Origin of the sequence: Tatumella sp. UCD-D_suzukii (genome assembly GCF_000611875.2) — a bacterium.
Classification (GTDB): domain Bacteria; phylum Pseudomonadota; class Gammaproteobacteria; order Enterobacterales; family Enterobacteriaceae; genus Tatumella; species Tatumella ptyseos.
In genome coordinates this window covers 121027-134865 of the sequence record NZ_JFJX01000012.1, presented here as the reverse complement: position 1 = coordinate 134865, position 13839 = coordinate 121027, and the positions used below count along the sequence as shown (strand labels likewise).

General features: G+C 48.9%; 10 protein-coding genes. 4 read left to right on the top strand and 6 right to left on the bottom strand.

All coding sequences use genetic code 11. The annotated features are described in order from the left end of the window. Window positions 1–49 precede the first annotated feature (49 nt). Window positions 50–235 carry a hypothetical protein gene (locus CG67_RS04710; RefSeq protein ID WP_025901830.1) on the top strand — a complete coding sequence of 62 codons (186 nt, stop codon included), beginning with the start codon at window positions 50–52 and terminating at the stop codon, window positions 233–235. A 180-nt stretch (window positions 236–415) separates the two neighbouring features. Here CG67_RS04710 and CG67_RS04705 read toward each other — a convergent pair whose 3' ends face one another. After that, a complete protein-coding gene (locus CG67_RS04705) occupies window positions 416–1132 on the bottom strand; it encodes an aspartate/glutamate racemase family protein (protein WP_051546324.1) in 717 nt (238 codons plus the stop codon). Window positions 1133–1467: 335 nt separating this feature from the next. Here CG67_RS04705 and CG67_RS04695 point away from each other — a divergent pair, with 335 nt between their 5' ends. Continuing rightward, window positions 1468–3111 (top strand): dihydroxyacetone kinase subunit DhaK, encoded by a 1644-nt coding sequence (locus CG67_RS04695; protein ID WP_025901827.1) that lies wholly within the window; start codon window positions 1468–1470, stop codon window positions 3109–3111. Between the two features lie 274 nt (window positions 3112–3385). On the opposite strand, the gene CG67_RS04690 is transcribed toward CG67_RS04695, so the two are convergent. The 3 genes from CG67_RS04690 to proP form a co-directional block, all read right to left on the bottom strand. Continuing rightward, a complete protein-coding gene (locus tag CG67_RS04690) occupies window positions 3386–3892 on the bottom strand; it encodes a GNAT family N-acetyltransferase (protein ID WP_025901826.1) in 507 nt (168 codons plus the stop codon). Between the two features lie 149 nt (window positions 3893–4041). Further along, window positions 4042–4800, bottom strand: coding sequence for an alpha/beta fold hydrolase (locus CG67_RS04685; RefSeq protein WP_025901825.1), 759 nt, complete (start codon window positions 4798–4800; stop codon window positions 4042–4044). A 363-nt stretch (window positions 4801–5163) separates the two neighbouring features. After that, window positions 5164–6672 carry a glycine betaine/L-proline transporter ProP gene (gene proP, locus CG67_RS04680; RefSeq protein WP_025901824.1) on the bottom strand — a complete coding sequence of 503 codons (1509 nt, stop codon included), beginning with the start codon at window positions 6670–6672 and terminating at the stop codon, window positions 5164–5166. A 348-nt stretch (window positions 6673–7020) separates the two neighbouring features. Between proP and CG67_RS04675 the strand changes: the two genes are divergently transcribed. After that, a complete protein-coding gene (locus tag CG67_RS04675) occupies window positions 7021–7914 on the top strand; it encodes a dihydrodipicolinate synthase family protein (protein WP_025901823.1) in 894 nt (297 codons plus the stop codon). 231 nt (window positions 7915–8145) lie between these two features. Here the strand turns inward: CG67_RS04675 and CG67_RS04670 are convergent, their stop codons facing one another. Then, complete coding sequence (locus tag CG67_RS04670; RefSeq protein ID WP_371190671.1) at window positions 8146–10248, bottom strand: TonB-dependent siderophore receptor; 2103 nt, start codon at window positions 10246–10248, stop codon at window positions 8146–8148. A 579-nt stretch (window positions 10249–10827) separates the two neighbouring features. Between CG67_RS04670 and CG67_RS04665 the strand changes: the two genes are divergently transcribed. Next, window positions 10828–11601: a nucleotidyltransferase domain-containing protein gene (locus CG67_RS04665; protein ID WP_025901821.1), complete on the top strand. Its 774-nt coding sequence runs from the start codon at window positions 10828–10830 to the stop codon at window positions 11599–11601. Window positions 11602–11986: 385 nt separating this feature from the next. Here the strand turns inward: CG67_RS04665 and CG67_RS04660 are convergent, their stop codons facing one another. Beyond that, window positions 11987–13327 carry an ABC transporter ATP-binding protein/permease gene (locus CG67_RS04660; protein WP_025901820.1) on the bottom strand — a complete coding sequence of 447 codons (1341 nt, stop codon included), beginning with the start codon at window positions 13325–13327 and terminating at the stop codon, window positions 11987–11989. Window positions 13328–13839 lie beyond the last annotated feature (512 nt).

Here is a 13839-nt window from a genome sequence, read left to right as displayed (position 1 = left end):
TACTGTCGGTCATTTAGGATGCTGTGGACACTTTCACGGAGAGCAATGCATGAAGAAAAAATCCTTTGCCTTACTGCTTTTATTTATTTCTGTTGCGCCTTTTGCAAAATCTCTGCAGTTTCATTCTTTGGAAGCTCCGGTACATGCAGGTTACCGGCAACCGACGGTATCAGACACTGCAGAAATCCCCGATGAACATATTCGTGAGCCAATGGCCCGCGATAAATTCAGATAACGACATCGGTCCCCTGACGTAGCCGTAGCTGAGTCTGTAACGGCGTAACGTGACGGGCTCTTCAGTACCGTGAGGAATATCTTTTCAGAGAAAACGGATGACGGCGTCGTATTTGTTGCACTTGCGGGAGCCGTTGCGGGCCGCACCTGCGGCCTGCCTTTCCTGACCAGAACGGTGACGTCAATCGTCACCCTGCAATGATCTTAATTGAGTATAGTAGCGAATTGCAGATCCCGCGAGGTTCTCCGCCGTATCAATAAATATTTGCCGGCCGGTGTGTCGTGGTATCAACGGGCTGATATCTGTGCAGGCAACCAGAACGGCGTCGGCCTGACAGAATTCGGGCTGTGATAACACGGTCTGCCAGCACTCCCTGACCACCGGGTCTGAAAAACCGTATTCTTTAATCCGCCGGATAAGCGTTGTCACTGACGTTCTTAATTGCGCTGAATCGGTGACCTCTTTGCCGGCAGCCCGTATCTTATCCTGCCAGAACCCCGCTGCCATAACGGGTTCCGTCGCCAATATCGCAACGTTCTTCACCGTTGCCGGAAGCTGCTGTACTGCACTTTCCGCAATATGCAGTAAAGGGGTCGTTCCGGCAGCACGGCTCATTTCTGCGAAATAGCAGTGTGCCAGATTACATGGCACCACTATAAAATCTGTCTGTGCACTGACCAGAGACTCGATCCCCTGACACAGAGCATGAGTCATCGCAGCCTCGTCAATGGGATGCCCTGGCCGGAAAGGTGTGGGTAATGAGATAATATGCATCAGTGGAAAATCTTCATCGTTGCAGGCCCCGTACTGAGACTGGCAGGCGGAAATCAGCATATCGATAAACGGAGCGGTGGAACGTGGCCCCATCCCGGCAAGCACACCTATAGAAACGGTCACTATTATCCTCTCTGGTCAATATAAACAGGGCCGGCAGGAGGGTTACAGCCACCTCCCCCGGACATCTGCAGAAAATTCAGTGTATCATTTCTGGCAGAAAAACTGATGTGAACTGAGCGGTATTGATATCGCAGGCATAAAGGAAATCCCTCGTTCGCGGATCCTTTGCTGTCCTCTGCAGAACCGATACCGCCCATCCCCCGGGGAGGGCCACCCACACCGTTCGCTGACTGGAAAGTGATCTGCATCACATAAAGAACTCAAATCCCCGCCGGAAACCCCGTTCTGACCCACACTCTACACACGACTTAATGCAGTTATCAGGAGTGATAGTGATGAGTCATTTTTTCTATGACAAGAAAGAGACCCTTATAGACGATGCCCTTGAAGGAATTATCCGTACTTCGCCGTACGGAAATCTGGCCCGGCTGAAAACAGATCAGGAATTACGGGTTGTGGTGCGTAAAGACTGGGACAAGTCTCAGGTCGCTATCCTCTCCGGTGGCGGGTCCGGTCATGAGCCGATGCATGCCGGCTTTGTCGGTAAAGGAATGCTGACCGGGGCTATCTGTGGCGATATTTTTGCATCTCCGGGCGTCGATGCGGTCCTTAGCGCAATCATCAATGTCACCGGCGATGCAGGCTGCCTGCTGATCGTCAAAAATTATACCGGAGACCGTTTAAATTTCGGACTCGCCGCCGAAAAAGCCCGGGCGCTCGGCTATGATGTCGGGATAGTAATGGTGGAAGATGATATCGCCCTGCCGGATAATCCTCAGCCTCGCGGGCTGTCAGGAACGATCCTGGCCCACAAAATTGCAGGCTATGCCGCAAGCCAGGGGGCTTCACTGAAAGAAGTCGCACGTATCACGCGGGCAGCACTGAAAAAAGTCGCCACTATCGGTGTCGCGCTTTCCTCCTGCCATCAGCCGGGTGCTGAGGATAGTGAACGTGTTCCGGCCGGGAAGAGCGAGCTCGGTATGGGGATCCATGGCGAGCACGGTATTATTACCCTGGAGACTCAGAACAGTCGGGAAATTGTCACCCGGTTGTGTGACGCTTTAACAGAGCACCTGAACAAAACCTCTGATATTCTGTTGATGATTAACAATCTGGGCGGATTTTCCGTCCTGGAACTGGCGCTGGTCAGTCAGGCGGTACTTGACTCCCCGCTGGGGAAACGTGTGCGCTTTCTGCAAGGCCCCGCCACCCTGGTAAGCGCTTTGGATATGAAAGGGATCTCACTGACCGTTCTTCCGCTCACAGCGAAGCTGACTGAAGCCCTGCAGGCTCCGGTGGAAGTCAGTGGCTGGGTTCCGCTCTATACCCCGTCAAAAATGGCCTGGCAAAAGGCCAAATCTTTACCTGACAATACCGACGTTACTCCGTCAGATAATGCCCGGGTGGCTGCCATCCTCAATGCGGCCTGCAAGGCGCTGACAGATAATGAAGATGAGCTCAACAGTCTGGACAGCCATGTGGGTGATGGTGATACCGGGTCCACACTGGCCACCGGAGCACGGTTTGTCCGGAAAGCCCTGAAAGCCGGCAAACTTCCGCTGGATGATACCCCGGCACTGCTGCGCTGGCTGGGGGAAAGTATTACGACGCCGATGGGAGGCTCCGGCGGGGTGTTGCTGTCATTACTGTTCAGCACTGCCGCAGAGGGTTATGAAAAAGACAAAGATATCGGTAAAAGTTTACTGACCGGTCTTGAACAAATGAAAAAATACGGTGGTGCCGGTCCCGGTGATCGCACAATGATCGATGCCCTGCAACCTGCCCTGGAAGCACTGGCCGGTAAAAAAAGCTGGGTTAACGTAGTTAAGGCCGCGAAGAAAGGCGCTGAATCTACGTCAAAAATGCAAAAAGCGGGTGCAGGCCGTTCTTCTTACCTGAGTGCCGGAAGCCTGAAGGGACATATTGATCCGGGAGCCAAAGCAGTGAGTGAGGTATTTGCCGCGATCCCCGCAAAGTAAGGCGGGTATGACCGTCCTGCTTACCTGCCGTGATAAGGGCTTTTTCCGGAAACTTACGCCGGTGAAGCCCTTATGGAAGCCGGCAGCGCCATCATAAAAGATGATAATGCGAGGCCTGCTGCATACTGTTTTGAACCCGTGTCGTACTCCCGGTCAGATGCAGATGGCCACAGTCACCGTGGTGAGTAGGCAGGCATAAAAAAACCGTTGACTGCAACATCTCTTCAGTGAACGCAGGTAGCCCCCGCAGTCAAAGGGAGCAACATCGGGAAGATCAGGGAAATTCTGAGTTACCGGAAGGCTCCTTATTCGCCAGTGACCGTAAACGCTCCCCCGATAATCTGAAGTAATTCACTGATTCAATCACCTCTCCGCCCACGCCATGATAAAATAGCTGTACTGCCGCATCATGTTTATCCGAAAGCCAGTCCAGCCGCAGGCAACCGGCATCCAGAGCTGCCGCCGCCAGCGTTTTCATCAGCAGCGTTCCCGTCCCCTGCCCCCGGAATTTTTCAGAGACAAACAGCTCTTTAATAAACATCTGCCCGCTGTAACGAGGTGCCGGGAACTGGATAGCGGCACAGGCGAATCCGGCCACCACACCCTCCTGCTCTGCTTTAAACACCCGTGTTCCGGACTGCGGATGAAAGACTTTCTGCTGCAGATAATCCGACATCTCCTCCGGAGTGACCGGTACCGGGCCATGGTAATAGGTTTCCATTTCGATAAAAATATCCACCAGCATCCTCCATTCGCTGGCAGTACATTGGGTGACCTTCATGACCTCTCCTGTGTGTAATACCCTTCGGGGAAAGTATATACCGCTGCCTGAGGTTCAAAACCCTGCGACTGTACATGCAGGCAGGTAGCCGCTGACAGATGCACTTATCCCCTATGATAAATCAATAGATTACAGATAAGAGAGCATTCTCACTCCCGTTCCCCGCAGCAAAACGCAGAGAGCGCCCGGGCCAATGCTGCGGGAGCTTCCCATGACATACAATGACCGCACTCCGGCAAAACGACAGCAGAAACCCCTGCCTCACAAAGTAAGCTGAAATCATCATCAGGTAACGAGTTTTCACCAAAAATTAGCTGCTTACGCACTGGCAATCCGATAAAATCCGCCAGCCACTCTTTGCCCTTTATCATATCTGCGGCTCCCCGCCAGACAGCCTCGGGGGCATCCACCGCCAGACTACCGGCCCAGGGACCTGGTTCGTCCTTTACCATCTGCTGACAGACGCCGTTGATGAACGCGTATTCATTGTAACTGCAAATTTTACGGCTAAAAAATCCGCCGCCGGGATGGAAATTAGGCTCTGAAACGATCAGTCCCTGTAAACGCGGGTTCAGCATTCCGGCAGCTTCAATACTGATACTTCCGCCCATGCTGTGTCCGTACAGATAGCATTTTTCAAGCTGCAGATGCTCCACCACTTCAGCCACAACCTTCGCCTGGTCTGTGAGGGCATAACTGTAAGCTTCCGGTTTCTCACTGTAACCGCAACCTGGTAAATCGATCAGGATCGCCCGCCGTCTTCCGAACTGAGGGTCGCAGACCACCCGGGGATATTCATATGAGGATGCGCACCCCAAACCATGAACAAACACCAGCGGGATACCCGTTCCCGGGAGATCCTGCCAGCGAACAATACATTGTGCTGTTGGCGAAAAAAAGGCGTTCATAACGATCTTATCCTGTCAGAAATATTCCTGCGACCAGCACGATAACCGGAGCGAGTGCCATGAAATCATGGACGCCAGCCCCGCCTTCGCGATACCTGGGCGCTGAACTCTGCCGGCACGATATTCTTACCGGAGAAACCACTTGTGCGGGTACCAGGCTACGTGAAAATAACACATATTTACAGAGCAGATGGTGAATATGATCAGACAGGGAAAAGCGAAGGACGGATGCCGTGAAATGAGGCGGACAGCGTGTGCTGTTGCATGGTCACCCGCTATCAGGAATACGGCAGGAGAAGAAATACCGACTCTGCGCGATGCAGAAAAAAAACCGCTATCCGACAGGATAGCGGCGGTTCAGAGTTAGCCGTTAATATCCGGATGCTGATCGACTAAATTGCGACGTTTACTCTGTAATGTCTCAATTTGTTCGTCAATATCTTCAATACGCTGTTCGATATTATCATGGTGCTCCTGCAGTAACTCTTTGGCTTCCTCAATAGAAGACGCTGCAGGGGTTCCTCCGTAAAGGGGTTTGTTCGCGGTTTCCCGCATGCTGATACCGGTGACTACCCCGATGATACCAACAATCATCAGATAATAGGCAGGCATGTAGAGATTACCCGTCGCCTCAACCATCCATGCGGTCAGTGTCGGGGTAATACCGGCGACCAGAATAGAGATGTTATAGGTGCTGGCTAACGCACTGTAACGCACTTCGGTCGGGAACAATGCCGGCAGCGTTGATGCCATTACACCAATCAGACAGTTAAGAATAATTGCCTGGATCAGCAGGCCGAAAAACAGCGCCGCTAAACTGTGATGCGTGATTAACATAAACGACGGGATAGAGAAAAGAACCATCGCGATGCTGCCGATAATGATAAACGGACGACGTCCGAACTTATCACTCAGCAAGCCCATCACTGGCTGAACAAACAGCATTGCCAGCATGATAACGACGATAATTAATACGCCCCGATCTTCAGAATAGTGCAGATCATGTGTCAGGTAGCTTGGCACATACGTCAGCAGCATGTAATAAGCGACATTAGTGGTGATCACGATACCGATACAGGAAATCAGGTTACGCCAGTGTTTACGGGCCACTTCTTTGAAAGGAACAGAAGGACCTTCACTGAGGCCCTGTTTAGAGCCCTCTTCCAGCGATTCAACGTGTTTCTGGAAGGCAGGAGTTTCTTCCAGCGCATTACGCAGATACAGGCCAACAAACCCTAACGGCAGAGCCAGGAAGAACGGAATACGCCAGCCCCATTCGTTGAAGCTTTCATGGCCGAGCATTGTGGAAAGTAATACCACAATCCCCGCGCCACAGACGAAGCCAACCAGAGAACCAAAATCAAGCCAGCTCCCCATAAAGCCACGCTTCCTGTCGGGGGAGTATTCCGCCACGAAGATGGAAGCCCCGGTATATTCGCCTCCGACAGAGAAACCCTGCACCATTTTGGCAATTAACAGCAGGACAGGTGCCCAGACACCAATGGAGGCAAAGGAGGGGATCAACCCGATACTGAAGGTACTCAGGGTCATCAGAATAATGGTGATGGACAGAATTTTTTGACGCCCGTATTTGTCTCCCAGAACACCAAAGAACATCCCCCCTAACGGACGGATAATAAAGGGTACAGAAAACGTCCCTAATGCGGCGATAATTTGGATACCCGGTGAGGCATCAGGGAAAAAGATTTTACCTAATACCGTTGCAACATATCCATAAACCCCGAAGTCGAACCACTCCATTGCATTACCCAATGCGGCGGCAGTAATTGCCTTTTTCAAGCGGGCGTCATCGATAATCGTGACGTCCTTCAGCCGCATGGGCTTTACCTTTTTACGTTTTATTTTAAGCATTCTTTTTCCTTAAAACACAAATACCCTAGTAATCACTTGCGTATAAAGCATAGGCTAATCTTGTGATCATTCCAACGTATGGGGAGTTATTCTTAACAATAGGATCAAATACGTAACGGCCACGGCCAGGGTTAAGGGGGGACTGGCAGGCAGGAGGTTGCGGAAACGCCACACCACTTGGTTATAATTTCGTCACAAATACACTGACGTAGCGGCCAGCGTCCGGATATGCTCCGCTATTCTCTCCTCTGACTTGCATAAACCGGCCGGAGAGGGGCGTTGAATTAAGTGTTAACGCTATTTATATTGGATCCCCGTTCCTCTGCACCTTCCGGGTAAGGTTAAATAATGTTTAAAGGTCTTAGCGCGTTTCCCCTGACGCCTCTCTTAAATGATGATATTGATGAGGGAGCGTTTATCCGACTGCTTCAGCGACTGGCTGCCGCGAAGGTAAACTCACTGGGTGTGCTGGGCTCTACAGGCAGCTATGCTTATCTGTCCCGGGAGCAACGTAAACGCGTCACTGCTATCGCTAAAGCACATGCCGGCGATATTCCGGTGATGACCAGTATTGGTGCGGTGAGTACTGCCGAAGTCCTGCGCCTGGCGGAGGATGCTCAGTCAGCCGGTGCAGATGCTTTACTGCTGCCGGTAATGTCTTACCAGCCGCTCACCGATGACGAAGTTTACAGCCTGTATGAAGACGTCTCTGCCCATGTTTCCGTGCCGATCTGTGTTTATGATAATCCCCGCTGTACACATTTCAGTTTCTCAGGATCCCTGCTCAGCCGGGTTGCTTCGTTGCCGCAGATCAGCGCCATAAAAATGCCGAGGGCACCGACTGATGCCGGGACGATTGCCGACCGGGTCCGGAGCCTGCGTACCCGTGTACCAGAGCGCGTTGCTCTCGGGGTGAGTGCTGATGCCTTTGCGGCTGACGGACTGAATGCGGGCTGTGACGTCTGGTTTTCTGTCTGCGGAGGGCTGTTTCCCCGCACCGCAATGGCCATTGCCGAAGCAGCAGCTCGTCATGATCAACAGCAGGTCGCCGTTTTAAGTGAGCGCTTAACGCCTTTATGGGCGCTTTTTACTCAGCATGGCGGAGGGATCCGGGTAATGGCTGCCGCAGCCGCCCTTCTCGGGCTGGTGTCGCCGGAATGTTTGCCTCGTCCTCTGAAAGCCTTGAGCCGGGATGACGTCGCCAGGGTAGCAGCAGTGATCCGTGAGGCGGGCCTGGAATAAGAAAACAGCATGCTCTCTGCCCGGTTCTCACGGCCGTGATTTTCTACAGATACAAAGAAATGACACCGGATAACCGGAAAAGGGAGGAGCTATAATTAACAGGCGACCACGGCAGCAGAATACCCAGGATACCGGCCGGTATCGATTAAATACCGCAGAGACACGGATCCCTGCGGTATCGTAAGTCAAATAAGGCCACTCACGGGTATCAGTGGCCAGCAGATTTCAGTATCAGAATTCAACGCTTGCGCTGAGAACTACGTTACGGGTTTCACCTTCGATGACCCGCAGGTTGCCTCCGCTTGAAGTGTAATATTCTTTATTAAACAGATTATTCAGATTCAGCTGTAAATGGGTTTTCTGACCCATGAACTGGTTATCCCAGCCGATAAAGCTGTCGGCCACGGTATAGGCTGGCAGGGTAAAACTATTATCCGCATCACCGGCACGGGTACCCATATACCGGACACCACCACCGATACGGAAGCTGCCAGGCAGAGCGTTAAACCGGATATTATGACTTAAATAAAGTGACCCTGAATTGCGCGGGGCATTCTGCAGGCGGTTGCCATTGTTATCTGAGTTCGTCTTATCATTAACAATTTCAGCCTGGTCATAGCTGTAATTGGCACTGATATCCCAGTCCGGATAAATTTCACCATTCACTTCGAACTCGACCCCGCTGGAACGTGCTCTATCCACAGCATAGGTACTGCCATTCAGAGCCAGAGCAACATTACGCTCATCGATACGGTACAACGCAATCGTCGACAACAATGCAGGCGTTATCTGCCACTTGCTGCCAACCTCATAAGTGGTTCCCTGCTCCGGTGCCGCGACATTGCCATAATCATCAGGCGTCGTTGACGGTGTAAATGATTTGCTCAGACTGCCGTAAAACGAAACATCCGGAGTCAGCTTATAAATAAGCCCGGTTTGCGGCAGAAACTTATTCCCTGTGTCGCTATAGGTCAGCGTGGACTGCGCTCCACGGGATTCACGCTGCTCGTAATGCTGATAACGGGCTCCGGCTACCGCCGTCCAGTCGTTTGTCAGGTCGATACTGTCTTTGAAATAAACCGAACGGCTGTGTAACCGGTTCAGTAAATTACTGTCCGCCGTTTTTTCGGTGGAGCTGTCAGTGATGGTTTCCAGACCATAGACCGGGTGACTCAGCGTGAAATCGTTATTCTTTGTACCGTTATACGCATGGGCACGATAAGTCTGATTCATCTCATAATCAGTCCCGAATACCATATTATGCGTCATACCCAGGATTTCAGGCGTGCCGATGGCGTCCCAGGAGACATATTTTGTTTTGTGGTTAAACCCGCGGAAAGCATCCGGACGTCGGGTGACAACACCGGTCGTGGTATTCACCGCCGTCGCAGTCATCGTATTGCTATTATACTTACGCTGGTTAAGGCCGACAGTCACCCGGGTCGACCAGATATCATTGAACTGATAATCCCAGTGAGAGCTGAATGTCTGGTTACGTCCCCATGCATGATTCGAGTAATCGTCCAGACGTGTTTTATAGCCGATATCGATAGGACTACCATTAATAAACGCTGTTCCCCGATCATAGGGAATATCGTACTGATAATCTTCATAGCTGATATTAAAACTGGCTTTATCGCCGTACCACTGCAGGGAAGGTGCTATCAGGTTATGTTTGTCATTACCGAATCCGCGCCAGTAATTCTGGTCCTGCTTTTCGGCAATCAAACGGAAAGCAAAACCATCTCCTAAGGGACCCGTGATATCAATATTTCCTGCACCGCCGCCGGTGCTATTATAATGACCGCCAACAATGGTATGCCATTCATATTGTGGTTTTTTACTGACCACATTGATCATCCCGCCCGGATTTAAAATTCCGTACAGCAGAGAAGACGAACCTTTTAATACTTCGACGTGATCCGTTGTGGCATCAAGATTAAGCCCCTGACTGCTTCGGATACCATCACGGAAGACTGAACCGTCGGAGTTTGAGCCAAACCCACGGCGAACAATACCATCTTCAGTCTGGCCTAAGGTATTCGCTTGTGACGTACCACTGACAAAACGCATAGCATCCGATAAATTCGTCGACTGATAGTCTTCCAGTTGCTTATTGGTTACATCACTGATGGACTGCGCCTCATCCAGTTTAGAGGTCGGTGTTTTACTGGCGACCGACGTGGTCGGGCTGGAATAGCTGTCACCCGTCTGCGCTTTTTTATCAGAAGCCGTTACGGTTAACACATTGGTATTTTCAGCGGCGTAGCTTTCAGCTGACGAAATTAATAAACCACTACACACTGCAAGCCCTATTTTGCACAGGGGAGGCATACAGTATTTAGACTTTCTGTTTTGATTCATTGTTACTTTTTTCCCGGACTATTATCTACGCTTTTTTGTTGAGAGCTTTCAGGAAACGCATCAGGCTTTTTGGGCACAACTATCCGGGCATCTTTCCGGTAGGTGAAAGGCGATCAGCAGCATCCCTTAATGTAATTGAGAATCATTCCACCACAAGGCGGTGTAGTAGTAAACGGATATTTTTTGTTATTCACTACATAAAAACACCGTTCAGCAAACCGGAATGATTGAGAAAAACATTTATTTTCAATGGGATTTTGGTTCTGCGGACATTAAGAACGTCTCCGGGGTGGCTGTTTATCTTGCTGTTTCGGAGACTTTCCTTCTCACGGACTACACACTGTGCTGCCCATTATTGCTGTTTTACCCGTTAAAATGCCCCGGGGTAAGACGTAAAGATAAGCGCTGAGGATAACTTTATATTTTCTCCACTGAACAACCGGATTGCTGGCTGAAAGACGCAGACCTTGCAGCATTCTGTCTCCAATGATAATTTCAGAACCGTGCCAAACAATCCCCCGGAGAATAATGTGATGAAGCGAGACATTGATGGCAGTTGATTGCCATGGCTATATTACCCGGTCGAAAAGCAATGAAATGCAACCGGTATTCTCTGAGGTCGTTGCAGATCTGGTCACAAAACTCACCTGCTCTTTTCCCGACCTCATACACAGCCTTTACCTGTACGGGAGCGTCGCCGAAGGCCGCGCAACGCCAGGAAAGTCTGACCTCGATGTATCACTCATTTTCAACGATGAGCCTGACGGGGTAACTTCAGAACATCTGGCAGCTATTAAAAATGAACTTGAGATAACTTACCCTGTTATCAGCAAAATCGATTTCGATTGCGGTCTGCTGCATCAGGTTATGCTCCCGGAAAATAAATTTAGCTGGGGGTACTGGCTCAGGCATCATTGTGTCTGTATTTACGGTGAAGACCTGGGAGACCAGTTTGAATCATTTAAACCGTCAAAAACCATTGCCATTGCCGTGAATAGTGACTTCCGGCAGGTAGCGGAGCAATTAATTGCGCAAACTGATGCCACAACCGACGATAAAGTCAGATTACAGCTACAACGTGCCGTTGCTCGAAAGCTAATCCGGGCGACCAGCATTCTTCGCGACGAACAGGATCTGGACTGGCCGGAGACACTCAATGAACATCGGGTTAAATTCAATCTTCGCTTTCCGGCATTAGCGGAGGATATGGATTACCTGATGGCTATGGGTCATGAGCCTGACGGAGATATCGCTTTTTTTAAAAACAGAGTGATGCGTTTTGTCGTCTGGCTGGATGTCGCGTTCCGCGAACAGCAAAACTGATATTGCCGGAGGGTTCAGATAGCTGTATTCATGTCACTGGTACCCGCATTGTTCAGGACTTATCCGCTCAGAATAAGAGGTTATTTTTCTAACCTCCTTAACCACCACTCCTGTTTTTACTAAAACCTCCGCCGAAAACAAATACTGGCAGAATTCTGACTTCAGAAGGGAATACCTGAAGTTAAGCAGAACATAGTCTCATCCGCTGTAGCATTGTTCTGAATCACATCGCGGAACGACCAGCATACACTATCAATGATACCGTTGTATAAGAAAGGATCCCGTGAAGCCCTATTCTTGGTTCTCTTATCCCGTGGGGTAAACAGCCCTAACCCGGCCGGCAGAGTCCGAACAGGCACGCTACCGGCATAAGGAACAGATGCAATTATCTTTCTATCGATTTTTTGTGCCTGACTTCAATGACAATTGCTCTTTTTGAAAGCCCCCCTATTATATCATCTGTTTTTTTAGTATTTTCACTATCGGTGTTAGCATCCCACTCATCAAGAAGAAAAAACCTCACTGCATCATCAGCAAACAACCTGCCTAATGATTTCATTATTTTTTCACCGGAGGAGCCGACATCATCATTAACTCCTATCTGATTTTCATGACTAACTAATATTGCGTTAGTTAACTGAGACTTTAATTTCTTTAAAAATGAAGACTTTCCTGTACCGTTCGGCCCTGTGATGGTATACCTGCCCGGATCGGCGCTATCAGAAAATAAAACGGCACACAGCTCCGTTGGACTGATATCCAATCCCGAACTATGACAATAAATTTTTATCCTGTCATCTGCGTCATTGAAAAAATCAGCCCTCTCCAGGGTCGTATGAAAATGCTCTAAGTTTTTAACCTTACTTCTTATCACCATCAATTGTGTTGTATGCATACTTGCTGCATGAATGCTTTGATATAACTGTAAGCTCCTTGGGAGTACAGCTACCAATGACCCCATTATATACGGGTGCATCATTACAGTATGATGCGAGGAATAAATGATCAGAGGGATGGATGTCAGTACAGGTAAACAAGCAACAACCTGCTCAATGCACTTATACTTTAACTGATTATCAAAATATACTTTCTCTTTATCCCTGGCGTTAGCCAGCGATGCATCGAAATGCTTAATCATTCCGAAAAAAGCATTATCCCATATTTTATTTATTGCTCTGAACGCCTCTATCCTGGATGATTGTATCTCTGTCGATAGCTTATTTATTTTTGTTTTTGTTAAAAAAATAAGGAACAATGATGCCACCATACAGGAAAGTATGGAGATAGTTATCATCTGCCCCAGAACTGCATACAGTGCTGCAACTGTAAATATGACATTCAAATACAGAGCTATTATTTCTATATAATAAAATGAAGCCTCCTCAATAGTAGGAAGCGACTCTCCGATAATCCAATGACTCACTTTTTCTTTATTTTTAGCAGAGTTCACCCCCCAGTCTTCCTTAGCACGACTCAGAGTTTCCCTGTAGTAGCCAGACCAGACGGAGTTTGATAACTTCACTCTGAAATAAAGTGAGCAAGAACCAAAAAGATAACAGACAGCAATACTTGAAAAGAAAATGACTATATAATGAAAAGAATGTTCGGGTGCAAGGTAAGCAAACTTCCCGGCTAACCCTATAAAGTAAGTCGATAAGCCCACCAGCGCCTGCTGGATAATAATAAGTAATACGCATACGAAAAAATACCTGTTTTTTACAATCATAAGAGCACTCCCGGAACAATAAAAAATAGCATCCCTGATAGGTAAAATCATTTTTACATGCTATTAGTTACATCCCCGGAAACCTCTCTGTATTTTCTCAAAATTTATAAAATCCATGCCATGCAGGATGGTCTCATCATCAACTCAATAATAACTGCCAACCTTTTCCCTGTCACCTCAGGAGGTCAATAACCAAATGATGCTAATCTCCCTGATATTCCTACCGTAGTCGTCATCATTAAAAAAACTTTGGTCTCCCTACCCGAAATACATCAGATAACAGCACCTCTATCTTCACTTCCGATGGCTGACAATAATTCATTGGAATTAAGCATAACGATAATCTGCATTGGTTATTTTTTGATTAAATATCAATTATTAATCACTGTCAAATCAGGATTTTATTTTATATAGACATTTTCCTTATGTCCTTGTCTCTAGAGAAATTCAGGAGCAATATTTCCGCATGTATCCTGATGCGGTGAATGCCATCACATAATGCCAGGGCCTTA